This is a genomic window from Kitasatospora sp. NPDC041917 (assembly GCF_055589745.1).
In genome coordinates, this window is the sequence record NZ_JBVJBI010000057.1 from 1 (window position 1) to 14011 (window position 14011).

General features: G+C 74.1%; 13 protein-coding genes. 4 read left to right on the forward strand and 9 right to left on the reverse strand.

All coding sequences use genetic code 11. From position 1 onward, the window contains the following. Positions 1–409: 409 nt before the first annotated feature. Positions 410–1414 (reverse strand): stage II sporulation protein M, encoded by a 1005-nt coding sequence (locus ACZ6EM_RS36860; RefSeq protein WP_401054831.1) that lies wholly within the window; start codon positions 1412–1414, stop codon positions 410–412. A 308-nt stretch (positions 1415–1722) separates the two neighbouring features. On the opposite strand from ACZ6EM_RS36860, the gene ACZ6EM_RS36865 reads away from it, so the two are divergent. Further along, positions 1723–2766, forward strand: a complete 1044-nt coding sequence (locus ACZ6EM_RS36865; protein ID WP_465774335.1) for an RDD family protein — start codon at positions 1723–1725, stop codon at positions 2764–2766. A 76-nt stretch (positions 2767–2842) separates the two neighbouring features. On the opposite strand, the gene ACZ6EM_RS36870 is transcribed toward ACZ6EM_RS36865, so the two are convergent. Beyond that, positions 2843–3481, reverse strand: coding sequence for a hypothetical protein (locus tag ACZ6EM_RS36870; RefSeq protein ID WP_401055334.1), 639 nt, complete (start codon positions 3479–3481; stop codon positions 2843–2845). Positions 3482–3589: 108 nt separating this feature from the next. Here ACZ6EM_RS36870 and ACZ6EM_RS36875 point away from each other — a divergent pair, with 108 nt between their 5' ends. Both ACZ6EM_RS36875 and ACZ6EM_RS36880 read left to right on the forward strand, forming a co-directional pair. Then, complete coding sequence (locus ACZ6EM_RS36875) at positions 3590–4102, forward strand: SigE family RNA polymerase sigma factor (protein WP_359915512.1); 513 nt, start codon at positions 3590–3592, stop codon at positions 4100–4102. Next, on the forward strand, positions 4099–5148 hold the full coding sequence (locus ACZ6EM_RS36880; RefSeq protein ID WP_465774336.1) for a hypothetical protein: 1050 nt from the start codon (positions 4099–4101) through the stop codon (positions 5146–5148). Before ACZ6EM_RS36875 ends, ACZ6EM_RS36880 begins: the two co-directional genes overlap by 4 nt. A gap of 93 nt (positions 5149–5241) precedes the next feature. On the opposite strand, the gene ahcY is transcribed toward ACZ6EM_RS36880, so the two are convergent. The 6 genes from ahcY to ACZ6EM_RS36910 form a co-directional block, all read right to left on the reverse strand. Next, the gene (gene ahcY / locus ACZ6EM_RS36885; RefSeq protein ID WP_359910063.1) at positions 5242–6690 is read right to left on the reverse strand and encodes an adenosylhomocysteinase; all 1449 of its coding nucleotides are present in this window, start codon (positions 6688–6690) and stop codon (positions 5242–5244) included. 341 nt (positions 6691–7031) lie between these two features. Further along, positions 7032–8009, reverse strand: coding sequence for a cation diffusion facilitator family transporter (locus ACZ6EM_RS36890; RefSeq protein WP_401050568.1), 978 nt, complete (start codon positions 8007–8009; stop codon positions 7032–7034). 79 nt (positions 8010–8088) lie between these two features. After that, a complete protein-coding gene (locus tag ACZ6EM_RS36895) occupies positions 8089–9336 on the reverse strand; it encodes an SIS domain-containing protein (protein ID WP_465774337.1) in 1248 nt (415 codons plus the stop codon). 94 nt (positions 9337–9430) lie between these two features. Beyond that, a complete protein-coding gene (locus tag ACZ6EM_RS36900) occupies positions 9431–9613 on the reverse strand; it encodes a Trm112 family protein (protein WP_049659271.1) in 183 nt (60 codons plus the stop codon). An 88-nt stretch (positions 9614–9701) separates the two neighbouring features. After that, positions 9702–11087: a phosphomannomutase/phosphoglucomutase gene (locus tag ACZ6EM_RS36905; protein ID WP_401050572.1), complete on the reverse strand. Its 1386-nt coding sequence runs from the start codon at positions 11085–11087 to the stop codon at positions 9702–9704. 164 nt (positions 11088–11251) lie between these two features. Continuing rightward, positions 11252–11617 (reverse strand): DUF3499 domain-containing protein, encoded by a 366-nt coding sequence (locus ACZ6EM_RS36910; RefSeq protein WP_030289946.1) that lies wholly within the window; start codon positions 11615–11617, stop codon positions 11252–11254. 164 nt (positions 11618–11781) lie between these two features. Between ACZ6EM_RS36910 and ACZ6EM_RS36915 the strand changes: the two genes are divergently transcribed. Further along, positions 11782–12234 carry a metallopeptidase family protein gene (locus ACZ6EM_RS36915; protein ID WP_359910079.1) on the forward strand — a complete coding sequence of 151 codons (453 nt, stop codon included), beginning with the start codon at positions 11782–11784 and terminating at the stop codon, positions 12232–12234. A gap of 41 nt (positions 12235–12275) precedes the next feature. Here ACZ6EM_RS36915 and ACZ6EM_RS36920 read toward each other — a convergent pair whose 3' ends face one another. Beyond that, positions 12276–14009 (reverse strand): DUF5719 family protein, encoded by a 1734-nt coding sequence (locus ACZ6EM_RS36920; RefSeq protein ID WP_465774338.1) that lies wholly within the window; start codon positions 14007–14009, stop codon positions 12276–12278. Positions 14010–14011: the final 2 nt, after the last annotated feature.

Here is a 14011-nt window from a genome sequence, read left to right on the forward strand (position 1 = left end):
TTTGGCACGCTGTTGAGTTCTCAAGGAACGGACGCTTCCTTCGGACCGCCTTCCAGCGGACCCTCCGGGCTTCGTTCTTTCGTGTTTCCAGCTTACCAGACGTTTTCCGCTCCGTTTACCGGGGCTTCATTCATCCGATTCCCGCTGGCGGGATTTCCTGCGAACTTCGTTCCGAAGCCTATCAAGGCTTTCGGAGTGCTCAGTCCGTGGGATTTGCTTCGTCGGAGGGTGCGCATTTCGTGAAATGCACTCGCCTCGATTCGGCGGTGTCGTAGACACTAACGCCCGGGACCGACCGTTGTCCAGCCAGTCCCAACCGTTGAAACCTACTAGCCCACCCTCACCACGTCAATGGTTTGGCCGGACGAGAGGAAGACTAGCAGGTCAGGGGCCTGTGGATCACATCGACTCAGGCGGCGACCGGCTGGAGGTCCGCTCGGTCGGCCGCCTCCAGATCGCCGAACTCCCCGCCCTCGGCGGCCCTTCGGCCCAGCACCAGGGCGTAGAGGAGGAAGGCCGCCTCGGCCAGCACGCCGATGGAGATGCGGGCCCAGGTCGGCAGGCCGGACGGGGTCACGAAGGCTTCCAGGACACCGGAGACGGCCAGGACCGTCGCCAGGCCGATCGACATGCCGATGATCGCGCGGCCCTGTTCGGCCAGCGCCACCGAGCGGGTGCGCGGGCCGGGGTCGATCACGGTCCAGCCGAGGCGCAGCCCGAGGCCGCCGGCCACGAAGACCGCGGTCAGCTCCAGCAGGCCGTGCGGAATGAGCAGGCCGAGGAAGACGTCGAGGCGCCCGGCGGAGGCCATCAGTCCGACGCCGATGCCGAGGTTCACCACGTTGGTCCACATCACGTAGAGCACCGGAACGCCCAGCGCGATCCCGAACAGCAGGCACTGCACGGCGATCCAGGCGTTGTTCGTCCACACCTGTGCCGCGAAGGAGCTGGCCGGCCGGTCCGAGTAGTACGCCTCGTACTGGCCGCCGGGGCGGGTCAGCTCGTCGAGGTGCTCGGGGGCGATCAGGCTGTTGCGGACCTCGGGGTGGGTGGCCATCCACCACGCGAGCAGTGCGGTGGCCGCCATGGAGACGATCGCCACCGGCACCCACCAGCGGCGCGCGCGGTAGAGCGCGGCGGGGAAGCTCACCGCGTAGTAGCGGGCGACGTCCTGCCAGCCGTTGGTCCGGGCGCCGGTGACCGCGCTGCGGGCGCGCGAGACCAGCCCGGTCAGTCGGCTCACCAGGGCCGGGTCGGGCGCGGCGGCCTGGACCTTGGCGAGGTGTCCGGTGGCGCGCTGGTAGAGCGTGACCAGCTCGTCGGCCTCCTCCCCGCCGAGCCGGCGCCGGCGGGCGAGGGCGTCCAGCCGGGCCCACTCCCCCTGGTGGGTGGCGACGAAGACGTCCAGGTCCATTTCGGCGGCTCCATGATCGGCGGCGGGCGCGGACGTGCGTGCGCGGGCGGGTGCGTCCGGGCGGGCGGCGGGTCCGGGCGGACACGTGCGGCCCAGCATGCCAGCAGCGGCCGCCGCCGCGGCCGCCGGGATCTCACTTCCCGTGCGCCTGCCGGGCCCCGTATGTTTGCGGCTGCGGATCAGACTGCGGAGAGCGGGTCAGGGGGGCCGATCCGGGGTGATTCCCTCCCCCGGCACTGCCGCACTCCCAGGAGCGGATCTCCATGGGCGAGCCGTACGGGCTCCAAGAACGTGAACGGACAGGTGTCTTGAGCGACCTGGTGACGGGTGAGGCGGTCGTTCTCGGCCTCCGGACGGCGAAGCTTCCGAGCAGGGCCCTGGCGATCGTGATCGACCTGCTGGTGGAGTTCGCGGCCCTGCTGGTGTTCACGCTGCTGCTGAGCCTCGCCCTGATCGGGCTCGACGGCGCGGCGCTGGCCGCCACGATGATCGGCCTGATGGTGTTCTTCCTGGTGGCCGTGCCCGTGATGGTCGAGACCCTCACCCGCGGCCGTTCGCTCGGCAAGGCCGCGCTCGGCCTGCGGGTGGTGCGCACCGACGGCGGGCCGGTGCGGTTCCGGCACTCGCTGGTGCGCGGGCTGGTCGGCTTCTTCGAGATGATCGTGCTGACCGGCGCCCCCGCCGTGATCACCTCGGTGGTGCACTCGGACGGCAAGCGGCTGGGTGACATCTTCGCCGGGACGGTGGTCGTCCGCGAGCGCACCCCGGGCGCGGGCGGCTCCGCCTCCCCACTGCCGCCGGTCCACCCGCACCTGCTGCAGGCGATGGGCCACGAGCTGGTCGCGATGGACCTGTCCGCCGTACCCGAGCCGCTCTGGCTGGCCATCCGCCAACTGCTCGGCCGGATCGGCCAGTTGGATCCGGCGGTGATGCTCCGGATGTCCACCCGGCTCGCCGAGGACCTGTCCGCCCGGATCGGCCACCCGATCGCGCCGGGGCTGCACCCGGCGGCGTACCTGGGCGCGGTGCTCACCGAGCGCCAGCGGCGGGAGTGGATGCGGGCCCAGGAGCAGCTGTGGGCGGCCGGACGGGGACCCGCCCAGGTGCCCGCTCCCCGTCCGGCCTCCGGTCCGGTCCCCGCGCCCGCGCCGACGGTCACGGCCGACGGACGGCCCGTCCGCGTCCTCGGCCTGCCGGCGCAGCGGCCCGCACCGGTGGCCCCGACCGCGCCCACCGCACCGCCGGTGCCCGTACCGCCCGCCGCCCCTGCTTCGCCCCCGGCCCCGGCGGCCCCGGCGGCTCCGTCCCTCGACAAGCCCGCCACCGACACCGGCTTCGCCCCGCCCGCCTGAGCCGAGCCGGTCGGATCGGGTCGGGTCGGATCGGCCGGGTAGGGCCGGGCCTGGCCGGCACGGCCCTACCGGACCGCTACTCCTCCTCCGCCCCCACCCGCCAGGCGTTCGGCGGCGACGCCAGCTCCTCCAGCTCGATCCCCTCCGCCGCCAGCACCACGTCCCCCGCCAGGTGCACCACCTGCTGCTCGCCCGTCTCCAGGTCCGCCACCTGGTACCGCTCGACCAGCAGCGGCCCGGAATCCGTCTCGTGGGTGTCGACGCCCTCCAGCAGCCACCCCTGGTCGAGGGTGCGCGGAGCCAGCACCGGCTCGGTGAAGGCCACCAGCCGCACCCGCGCGCTCGCCCCCTCCGCCAGCCTCAGCAGCCGGGCGGTGGCGACCAGGAAGCCCGGCGAGCGGCCGGTGAAGGCGTGCGCCCGGTCGTGGCCCTCCGCCGCGTGCTCGCCGCCGGGGTCGGCCGCGTCGGTGCGGACCCAGGCCACCCCGTCCACCGCTCCGCCGCGCACCTGCCAGCCCCCGGCCCGCAGCTCCATCCGCAGCGGCCGGGCGCGCGAGTCCAGCGTGAGGTCGGTGCTGCCGAGCACCCGGCCGTCCGGCGCGTAGGTCTTGGAGACGTACCGCCACCCGGCCGCCCCGGGCGCGCAGCTGAAGCGCTCCTCCCCGAGCGGGACGTGGTCATGAGGGTCGTGGAGCGAGTACCGGCCGTTGGGCATGCCGGAAAGCCTACGTGCGCGCCGCGCGTGCAACCTTCCGGCCGGTGCCCGCATTAGAGCGGCGGACGGCGCGGCTGTGCGTCGCCACCACGACGAGAGGGGGTGCGGATGGCGAAGCGGACGCGCGACGCGGAGTTCACGGAGTACGTGGCCTCCAGGAGCGGCTGGCTGCGCAAGGTCGCCTATCTGCTGTGCGGGGACTGGCACCGGGCCGACGACCTGGTGCAGGAGTGCGCGACCAAGCTGTACGTGAACTGGTCACGGGCCGGCCGGGTCGAGAACTTGGACGGCTACGCCCGCAGGGTGCTGGTCAACACCTTCCTCGCCGAGCAGCGCTCGTCCTGGTGGCGGCGGACGTCGCGGACCGCGACGCCGGTGGACGTCGCCTCGGTGGCCGCCGACCTCGATGTCCAGCTCGACCTGCGCAGGGCGCTGGCCGCGCTGCCGCCCAGGCAACGCGCCACCGTGGTGCTCCGGTACTACTGCGACCTCACGGTCGATCAGACCGCCGAGGCGATGCGCTGCTCCTCGGGCAATGTGAAGAGCCAGACCTCGCGCGCTCTCGCCACCCTCCGGACGACGCTCGCCGCTCGCCCCACCACCGCCGAGAGGACGTCATGAGGACGCACGAGCAGCGTGATCTCACCGCCCGGCTGGGCGCCCTCGCCGAGACCCCGGCGCCGCCCGCCGCGCTCGACACCTCGGCGGTGATCGCCCGCGGGCGGGTCCGGCTGCGCCGCCGCCGGCAGGCGCTGATCGGCGTGGTGGCCGGGTCGACCGCCGCCGTGCTGGCCGGCGTGCTGCTGTTGCGCCCGGCCGGCGGGCCTCCCGCACCGGCCGTCCCCCCGCCGACCGCCCCGGCCTCGCCCACGCCGTCCCCGACCACCGTCCCGACGCCGACGGCGTCCACCGGCCCGCTGAGCGCCGAGGCCCGCTTCGGCTGGCTGCCGCCGTGGCTGGCCCGACCGGCCGTCGGCTACGCGAACGGCGACGGACGGTCCGTCACCACCGCCGCCACCACGACCGTCGTCGAGAACGCCGTCCCCACCCTGAAGCTCGAACTGCTGCGCGGCCCCGGCGAGTCCCTCGCCCCCGGGGTGCACACGGTCGCCGCGCCCGCGGTCGCCGGCCGGGAGGCCCAGTGGCTGGTCACCGACGCATCGGGAGTCCCGGTCGGCCTGCGCTGGATGACCGCCTCCGGTCGCCGGGCCGAGCTGAGGGCCACGCTGTGGACGGGGGCGAAGGTCAAGGAGGACCTGATCAGGGTCGCGGCCGGCGTCGAGTTCGGCGGCCGGGATGTCCCGTTCCCGGTGCGGCCGACCGGCCTGCCCGCCGAGCTCAAGCCGCGGAACATCGAGATCCACCGGCCCTCGAAGGACACCGAGCCCCCGTGGAGCGCCATCCTGTCGTACACCGTCGACGGGAAGTGGCTGAGCGTCACCGTCCAGCCGGAGAGCTTCGGGGTGTTCGTCGACGGCAGGCCGGACGGCGGCACCCCGGTATGCCGCGTCGACAAGGGTGTCCGGCTCTGCGCCAACGGGACGGCCGCGGGGAGCCCGCCGGTGCAACAGGCCGGCGGACTGGCGGGCCTGCTCGGCCGGTTCACCGTGCTCGGTGCGGACGAGGCCTCCTGGACCGCGACGGGGCCCGCGGACCGGCCCAGCTGACGGGAGCGGCCGACGAACCGGCCGACGGGCCCGCAGACGCCGGCGGCCGGCGCCCCCCGAGGGGAGGGCGCCGGCCGCCGGACGGTTCACCGATCAGTAGCGGTACTGCTCGGCCTTGTACGGGCCGTCGACCGGGACGCCGATGTAGTCGGCCTGGTCCTGGGTCAGGGTGGTCAGCTTCACGCCCAGCGCGTCGAGGTGCAGGCGGGCGACCTTCTCGTCCAGGTGCTTCGGCAGCACGTAGACGCCGATCGGGTACTGCTCGGTCTTCGTGAACAGCTCGATCTGGGCGATCGTCTGGTTGGCGAAGGAGTTGGACATCACGAAGGACGGGTGGCCGGTCGCGTTGCCCAGGTTCAGCAGACGGCCCTCGGACAGCATGATGATGGTGTGGCCGTCGGCGAAGCGCCACTCGTGGACCTGCGGCTTGACCTCGGTCTTCACGATGCCGGGCAGCTTCGCCAGGCCCGCGATGTCGATCTCGTTGTCGAAGTGGCCGATGTTGCCGACGATCGCCTGGTGCTTCATCTGCTCCATGTGCGAGGCAAGGATGATGTCCTTGTTGCCCGTGGTGGTGATGAAGATGTCCGCGATCGAGACGACGTCCTCCAGGGTGGTGACCTGGTAGCCGTCCATCGCGGCCTGGAGCGCGCAGATCGGGTCGATCTCGGTGATGATCACGCGGGCGCCCTGGCCGCGCAGCGACTCGGCGCAGCCCTTGCCGACGTCGCCGTAGCCGCAGACGACGGCGACCTTGCCGCCGATCAGGACGTCGGTGGCGCGGTTGATGCCGTCGATCAGCGAGTGGCGGCAGCCGTACTTGTTGTCGAACTTCGACTTGGTGACGGCGTCGTTGACGTTGATGGCCGGGAACAGCAGCTTGCCGTCACGGTGCATCTCGTACAGCCGGTGGACACCGGTGGTGGTCTCCTCGGTCACGCCCTTGATCGTGGCGGCGACCTCGGTCCACTTGTTCGGGGTGTCCTTGAGGGTGCGGTTGAGCAGCTCCAGGATGATCCGGAACTCGTCGTTGTCCGCGGTGGACGGGTCCGGCGCGGCACCGGCCTTCTCGAACTCGACGCCCTTGTGGATCAGCAGGGTGGCGTCGCCGCCGTCGTCCAGGATCATGTTCGGGGTCTTGCCGTCAGGCCAGGTCAGGGCCTGCTCGGTGCACCACCAGTACTCGTCCAGGGTCTCGCCCTTCCAGGCGAAGACCGGCACGCCCTGCGGGTTCTCCGGGGTGCCCTCCGGGCCGACGGCGATGGCCGCGGCCGCGTGGTCCTGGGTGGAGAAGATGTTGCAGGAGCACCAGCGGACCTCGGCACCGAGCGCCGTCAGGGTCTCGATCAGGACGGCGGTCTGCACGGTCATGTGCAGCGAGCCGGTGATGCGGGCGCCGGCCAGCGGCTGCGACTCGGCGTACTCGGCGCGGATCGCCATCAGACCGGGCATCTCGTGCTCGGCCAGCTGGATCTCCTTGCGGCCGAACGGCGCCAGGGAAAGGTCGGCGACCTTGAAATCACCGGTGATGTCGGTCGACATGCGTCTGCTCCTCGCTGATGGGGGTGGGGCCAAAGGTCCGGGCGTGCGTCGCGTGCGTCAGGCCGTACGGGTGCACGGCCACGCCGGAACGGCCGGGTCCGTGGTGGACCGGCTTCCCGTTGCGCAGCACAAACCGTCGGAGGACCTCTCTCCCTCGACCGGCGCACACCCTACGGGTGCGGACCGCCGATCGACCGCCATCAGCAGCGACGTTCTGGCTCTGGTGACGAATCTACACCGACGGCCCCGCCGGCCGTCCGCCGATGACCGATTTCGGCCCCCGGGCCGAGCGGCGCTCCAGCCGGGCCCCAGGGGCCCCGGCCGCGGGGCCGGGGAGGGGTTCAGTGCGCGTCGGCCGGGCCCGGACCACCGGGCGTGGCGGCGGGGTCGTCGCCCGCCGCGGCCTTCTCGGCGCTGTACACGTCGGGCTCCAGGTAGATCGCCCGGGCGATCGGGACGACCGCGCGGACCCGCTCCTCGGCCGCGTCGATCGCCTCCGCCACCCGGGCGGCGCTGTCCTCGGCGTTGACGGCGATCTTGGCGGCGACCAGCAGCTCCTCCGGGCCGAGGTGCAGGGTGCGCATGTGGATCACCCCGGTGACCGTCTCGCCGTCCACCAGCGCCTCCCGGATCCGGTACACCGAGTCCTTGTTCGCCGACTCGCCGAGCAGCAGCGACTTGGTCTCCATGGCGAGCACCACGGCGATCACCACCAGCAGGACGCCGATGCACAGGGTGCCGACGCCGTCCCAGACGCCGTTGCCGGTGATCACGGTGAGCCCGACGCCGAACAGCGCGAGCACCAGACCGATCAGCGCACCGGTGTCCTCCAGCAGCACCACCGGCAGCTCCGGCGCCTTGGCGGTGCGGATGAACTGCACCCAGCCCTGCCGACCCTTGGCCTTGGCGGACTCCCGCATCGCGGTGAGGAAGGACCAGCCCTCCATCCCTATGGCGAAGACCAGCACGCCGACCGCCCAGCCCCAGGCGTCCAGGGTCTCCGGGTGGCTGATCTTGTGCCAGCCCTCGTAGATCGCGAACAGGCCACCGACGCTGAACAGCACGACGGCCACCAGGAAGCCGTACACGTAGCGCTCGCGGCCGTACCCGAAGGGATGCTCCTCGTCGGCCTCCCGGCGCGCCCGCTTTCCGCCGATCAGCAGCAGCACCTGGTTGCCGGAGTCGGCCACCGAGTGCACGCCCTCGGCCAGCATCGAGGAGGAACCGGTGAAGCCGAAGGCGGTGAACTTGGCCGCCGCGATCGCCAGGTTCGCGGACAGTGCCGCGATCAGTGCCTTGGTGCCGCCTTCGGTACTCATGCCTCGAAAGTCCTCACGGGTCGATCAGCTCGTCGAGCGCTTACCGTACCGGCCCGGAGGTTCCACCCGGCCGACCGTCTCAGGACTGCGCGGCGAGCCCCAGGTAGACGGCGGCGAAGTCGGTCAGCGCGACCAGGTCGGCCAGCGCGTGCAGCGGGTCGGGCCGGGCGCTCGCGTACTCGGTCAGCCGGACGTCGTGCGCGGCGGCCAGCCGGTGCGCCCGGGTCACGCCGAAGCTGCGCGGCCCCGCGTCCTCCTCCGGCACCTCGGCCGGGCCGTCCTGCCCGTCCTCGGCCGCCGGGACGGCCGCGCCCGGGGCGTGCCGCAGCAGCAGCACCTGAAGGTGCAACGGGTCCGGCTCCTCGACCCGGTCACGGAAGAAGTCGTCCGGGTCGGCACCCGCGCCCAACTGCCCGGTGAACATGCCGCGGTGGGCGGTGAGCACCTGCGGCAGCGGCCCGGCCAGCGCCGGGCGCCCGGCCCGGTCGGCCAGCTGGGCGGCGAACCGGGTGGCGGCCGCCCCCGCGATCGGGCCCTCGGCCCACAGCAGCGGGACCGTCCCGGCCAGCCGGGCGGCCAGGCCCTTCGCCGGGTTGGTGTACGCGGCGGCGTCCGGGCGGCAGCGCACGGCGGTGGCGTCCAGCAGGTCGGCGACGGCCGGCAGCGCGTCGTACGGGAGCTGGGTGAGGCCGATCTTCTGGGCCAGCGCCAGCAGCGGGGTGAGGTGGGACCAGAGCGCCGCCGGGTCCTCGGCCGGCAGGTCCGGCTCGGCGGCCGGCACCGGCGCGAGGTCCTCGGAGGACGCCGAGGCCACGAAGGGCAGCGGCAGGGCGCGCACCTGCAGCGCGGCCTCGGCCAGCGCGCTGCCGGCCGGGGCGGTGACGACGATCGCGCAGCCGCGCGCGTACGCCTGCTCGGCGAGGCCGACCAGGCCCTGCTCGCCGCCGTCGGCGGAGCTGATCACCAGCAGGTCCAGCGGGCCGGCCCAGCCGGGCAGCTGCCAGCCGAGCCCGGCGGTGAAGGCGGGCGGGGCGCCGGCCCGGTCGGCGCGCGGGGCGGCCGCCTCGGTCGGCGGCAGCGGGGTGACCAGGGAGGCCGTGCCGGCCAGCGCGGACAGCATCTCGGCGGCGGTCAGCGCGCTGCCGTGCCCGGCGACCAGGACGGACCGCGGCCGGCCGTCCGGCCGCAGCCGGTCGAGCCCGGCCGCCTCGGCCCGGCGCAGCGCGGTGCGGACCCGTGCGCCCGCGCCGGCCAGGGCCAGCAGGGCGCGGTCGTGGTCGGCGCGCCGAAGGGCGGCCGGATCGTCGAGCAGGGTGTCGTCGAGCATGCGGCGAACCTCCGGCTGCGGTCCTCTGGGCGCGCGCTCCGCTGCGCGCCGGGCGGTCGGGGTGGGGCTTTCGCCCCGGGCAACGCCCCCAGCATCAGGCCGGGCGGCGGGCCTCGTCCACCAGGAGGACCGGAATGCCCTCGCGGACCGGGTACGCGAGGCCGCAGTCCGCGCCGGTGCAGACCAGCTCGGGCTGCTCCTCGGTGCCGCCCTCGACGAGCGCGGCCCGGCACTGCGGGCAGACCAGGATCTCCAGCAGGAAGGATTCGAGCTTCATGGGGCTCTCCAAAGTTCGGGGGTGGCACGGAGGTGCCCCGGCCGATAGGAAACCCTACCGGCCGGGGCACCGGGGCCCGTGATCAGGCTCAGCCGCGGACGACGGCGAGCACGCCGTCGCGCAGCTCGGCCATCTTCGCCGGGTCCTTGGCCTCGACGTTCAGGCGCAGCAGCGGCTCGGTGTTGGAGGCGCGCAGGTTGAACCACCAGTCCGGGCCGGCCACGGTCAGGCCGTCCAGCTCGTCCACCGTGGTGCCCTCGGCGCCGGCGAAGGCGGCGCGGACGGCGGCCGTGCTGGCGGCCTGGTCGGCCACGGTGCTGTTGATCTCGCCGGAGGCCGCGTAGCGGTCGTACTCGGCGGTGAGCGCGGACAGCGCGCCCGGCTGCCCGCCGAGCGCGGCCAGCACGTGCAGGGCGGCCAGCATGCCGGTGTCGGCGCGCCAGAAGTCGCGGAAGTAGTAGTGCGCGGAGTGCTCGCCGCCGAAGACGGCGTCGGTCTCGGCCATCTCCTGCTTGATGAAGGAGTGGCCGACCCGGGTGCGCACCGGCTTGGCGCCGAGCTCGCGGACCACCTCGGGGACGGTCCAGGAGGTGATCAGGTTGTGGATGACCGTCGGCTCGGCCTCGCCGGCGGCGCGGGCGCGGGCGATCTCGCGGACGGCGACCAGGGCGGTGATCGCCGACGGGGAGACCGGCTCGCCGCGCTCGTCCACGACGAAGCAGCGGTCGGCGTCGCCGTCGAAGGCCAGGCCCAGGTCGGCGCCGACCTCGCGGACCCTGGCCTGGAGGTCGACCAGGTTCTTCGGGTCGAGCGGGTTGGCCTCGTGGTTCGGGAAGGTGCCGTCCAGCTCGAAGTACATCGGCACGAGCTCGATCGGCAGGCCGTCGAAGACGGTCGGCACGGTGTGGCCGCCCATGCCGTTGCCGGCGTCCACCGCGACCTTGAGCCGGCGGATCCCGGTGAGGTCGACCAGGCCCAGCAGGTGGTCGGCGTAGCCGCGCAGGGTGTCCTGGGCGGACAGCTCGCCCGGCTTCACGTCCTTGGCCGGGACGGTGACGGTGTCGTCCTCGGCGGTCCAGGACTCGACCAGCTCGCGGATCTCGGTCAGACCGGTGTCCTGGCCGACCGGGGCGGCGCCGGCCCGGCACAGCTTGATGCCGTTGTACTGGGCCGGGTTGTGGCTGGCGGTGAACATCGCGCCGGGCAGGTCCAGCTTGCCGCTGGCGTAGTACAGCTGGTCGGTGGAGCACAGCCCGATCTGCACCACGTCGGCGCCGTAGGCCGCGGCGCCCTCGGCGAAGGCCAGGCTCAGCGCCGGGGAGGAGGGCCGCATGTCGTGCCCGACCACGATCGCGGACGCGCCGGTGACCTGCACGAACGCGGCACCGAAGGCCCGGGACAGGCTCTCGTCCCACTGGTCCGGGACGACGCCCCGGACGTCGTACGCCTTCACGAGCTGCTTGAGGTCGCGCACTGCGGCTCCACCCTGGTCTTAGGACTGATCACGGAACGTCTGGGCCACCGCGCGTCGGATCGACGGGCGCGGTGACGGTAGACGGGCAGCGTACCCGGGCCGGACGAACACCCCGTGCCGGGTTGGTCCCGATCAGGCGCGATCCGCCCGGCGGACCCCGGTCCTCAGTTGTCGGGCGAGCGCAGGACCCGGAGGTGGCCGCGGCGGCCGCCCTCGGTGGACTCGCCCTCGGGGCCGCGGCCCTGACGGGGGGTCTGCGGGCGGGCGGCCTCGCGCACGGCGTTGGCCAGCGCCTCCAGGTCGTCGCTGCTGCGGCGCAGCGGCCCGGCCTCGGCGGCGAGCCGGACGACCTCCCAGCCGCGCGGGGCGGTGAGGCGCTCGGCGTGCTCGGCGCACAGGTCGTAGCAGTGCGGCTCGGCGTAGGTGGCGAGCGGGCCGAGGACGGCGGTGGAGTCCGCGTAGACGTACGTCAGCGTCGCGACGGCCGGCCGGCCGCACGCGGTCCGCGAACAACGACGTACAGAGCTCACGAGGGTGGACGGTACCGCACTCCTCGCCGGGGAGCGAAGACCGCCTGCCCGGAAGGGGTGCCGTGTCGCACCGCGGGCGCCGGGGCCGCGTATCCAACGCCCCGTGCGATTCCCGGCCGGAGTGGTCCACTTCCGACCGTCCAAGGACTACCCTCGGCAGTGATATGGACAGCTCCGCACCGCAGTCATCGACAGGCCCGGCGCGCCGCCCCCGGCACCGCGACCGGCACGGGCGGGGCCTGCGCGGCCCGCTGGCGCCGCCCCAGGTGCCGATCTCGCTCACCCGCTCCGAACTGTTCGACGACTACGTGCGCGAGTCGGTGGAGCGCCTCGAACGGCGTTGGCCGCAGTTGATCGAGGTGGAGTTCGCCGTCCAGGAGGTGCCGCTGCACGAGCCGGACGGCGCCGACGCCGAGGACGGCGTGCCGCTGGGGCGGGTGTCGCCCGGCAAGCAGGGGCACAAGAGCCAGATCGTGGTGTACCGGCGGCCGGTGGAGATCCGGGCGAAGACCCGGGAGGACCGCGCGGCGCTGGTGCACGAGATCCTGATCGAGCAGGTCGCCGAGCTGCTGGGGCTGTCCCCGGACGCCATCGACCCGCGCTACGACGAGGACTGATCCCTCCGGGGCGGCACCAAGGGTGCCGCCCCGTCGGCTGCTCAGCGCAGGACGACGCCCGGATCCTGGCCGGCCTGCGGGACCTTGACGGTGCTGCGGTCGTCGCGCAGCGCCTGGACGGTGAACATCGGCACGTCCTTGGCCGGCAGGGAGAGCATCCGGGCGGCCACCACCGGGCCGCCGGAGACGGTCTCCGCGGTGAGCGCGAAGACGCCGTTCAGCCCGGCGGGCTCGGGCGCCGGGAGGGCGACCGTGCCGCCGGCCGGGACCTGGACCTCCTTGGTGGCCGGGGTGCCGCCACCGCTGCCGGCCGAGGCGGTGACCCGGACGGTGGCGGCCTCGCCGCTGGAGGTCAGGTAGAGCGTGGAGGCGCCGGCCCGGTTGTCGGCGACGGTGGCGCGGGCTCCGACCGGGTTGCTGCCGGTGAGCCAGGCCGCGTCGGTCTTGCCGCCGGCCGCCGCCCGGTCGATCCGCAGTCCGGCCACGATCGGGGTGCGGTGCTTGTCGTCGCTGGGCGACAGCCGCAGCCCGGCGACCTCGTCGCGGGTGACCTTGCCGAGGTCGACGGCGGCCACCATGCCCGCCTTGACGTGGATCGACTCGTTGCCGGCCGGGCTGAACCAGCCGTTCTTGCCGGACAGCTGGATCTTCAGGTCGGCGTCGTCCTCCGGCGGCGCCCAGACCACCAGGCGGGCGGAGGCGGTGTCGGCGGGCAGGCCGGGCAGCACCTGGACGGGGGCCGGGTCGGCCGAGGCCGGGATCCAGTCCGCGCCCTTGCCGCCGTCGGCGGCGTGCAGCGCGGCGCCGACCCGTCCCGAGCGCACCACCACGTGCACCGCGAGGTCGGCGACCGCGCCCTTGCTGATGGTCGACAGCAGGACGGCCTGGGAGCTGCCGGGCGCGACGGTGATCCCGTTGGCCGAGTCGTTGTCGATCAGGCCCTTGTCGCCGTACAGCTTGATGTCCACCACCGCGGCGGAGGACTCGGTGTTGACCAGGCTGACGTAGTCGACCCGGTCGCCGGCGGTGCTGGCCCCGGCGAACCAGAAGCCGGTCCCGGCCGGGGCGCAGGTGAGGCCGGACAGGCCGAGGCCGCGCTGCTCGGTGACCACCGTGGTCTGGGTGACGGTGAAGCCGGGGGCGAGGGCGCCGGTGGCGACCGCCCCGGTGCCGGGCGCGGAGTCGCCGTTGGCGGCCGGGCCGGTGGCCGGGGTTCCGGGCTTGGGCACCGTCAGCCGGGCGTCGGCGGGCGCCGCGTTCTTGTCCTGGGCCGGGGCGGCGGGGGCGCCCGAGCCGGTCGGGGCCGGGGCGGCGGGGGCCGCCGGGGTCGCCGGGGGGGCGGTCGGCTGGGCGGCGGGCACGGCCGGCGCGGCCGCGTCGGAGAGCCAGCCGGCCCCGCCGGTGGCGGAGCCCGTCCCGGGCGGGGTGTAGGCGGTGAGCGTGGTCGAGCCGGTCAGGCTCTGGATCGGCTGCGGGCAGACCACCGAGGTCCGCTCGACCTGCTCGGTGGTGGGGGCGGCTCCGGTGGCCGCCTTGGCCGGGGCGGCCGGCGGGCGCACCTCGGCGATCCCGAACACCGCCGCGAGCACCACGGCCGCGGCGAGCAGGGACGGGGTGGTCCTGGCCCCGCCGCCGGCCCCTGCGGCCCCCCCGGCGAACGGGCTGCGGCTGCGGCCGGGTCGGGCGTCCGGGGCCGCCCCGGACGGCTCCGCCGCGAAGGCGGGCCCGGCGGCCTCGCCGGCGCCGGACTTCTTCCTGAATGCGGGCTTCTTCATCG

Coding starts and splice junctions, on each gene's coding strand:
- ahcY (WP_359910063.1), bottom strand. CDS start 6,690: ATGTCGACCGACATCACCGGTGATTTCAAGGTCGCCGACCTTTCCCTG.
- ACZ6EM_RS36870 (WP_401055334.1), bottom strand. CDS start 3,481: ATGCCCAACGGCCGGTACTCGCTCCACGACCCTCATGACCACGTCCCG.
- ACZ6EM_RS36895 (WP_465774337.1), bottom strand. CDS start 9,336: ATGCTCGACGACACCCTGCTCGACGATCCGGCCGCCCTTCGGCGCGCC.
- ACZ6EM_RS36880 (WP_465774336.1), top strand. CDS start 4,099: ATGAGGACGCACGAGCAGCGTGATCTCACCGCCCGGCTGGGCGCCCTC.
- ACZ6EM_RS36890 (WP_401050568.1), bottom strand. CDS start 8,009: ATGAGTACCGAAGGCGGCACCAAGGCACTGATCGCGGCACTGTCCGCG.
- ACZ6EM_RS36875 (WP_359915512.1), top strand. CDS start 3,590: ATGGCGAAGCGGACGCGCGACGCGGAGTTCACGGAGTACGTGGCCTCC.
- ACZ6EM_RS36915 (WP_359910079.1), top strand. CDS start 11,782: ATGGACAGCTCCGCACCGCAGTCATCGACAGGCCCGGCGCGCCGCCCC.
- ACZ6EM_RS36900 (WP_049659271.1), bottom strand. CDS start 9,613: ATGAAGCTCGAATCCTTCCTGCTGGAGATCCTGGTCTGCCCGCAGTGC.
- ACZ6EM_RS36920 (WP_465774338.1), bottom strand. CDS start 14,009: ATGAAGAAGCCCGCATTCAGGAAGAAGTCCGGCGCCGGCGAGGCCGCC.
- ACZ6EM_RS36860 (WP_401054831.1), bottom strand. CDS start 1,414: ATGGACCTGGACGTCTTCGTCGCCACCCACCAGGGGGAGTGGGCCCGG.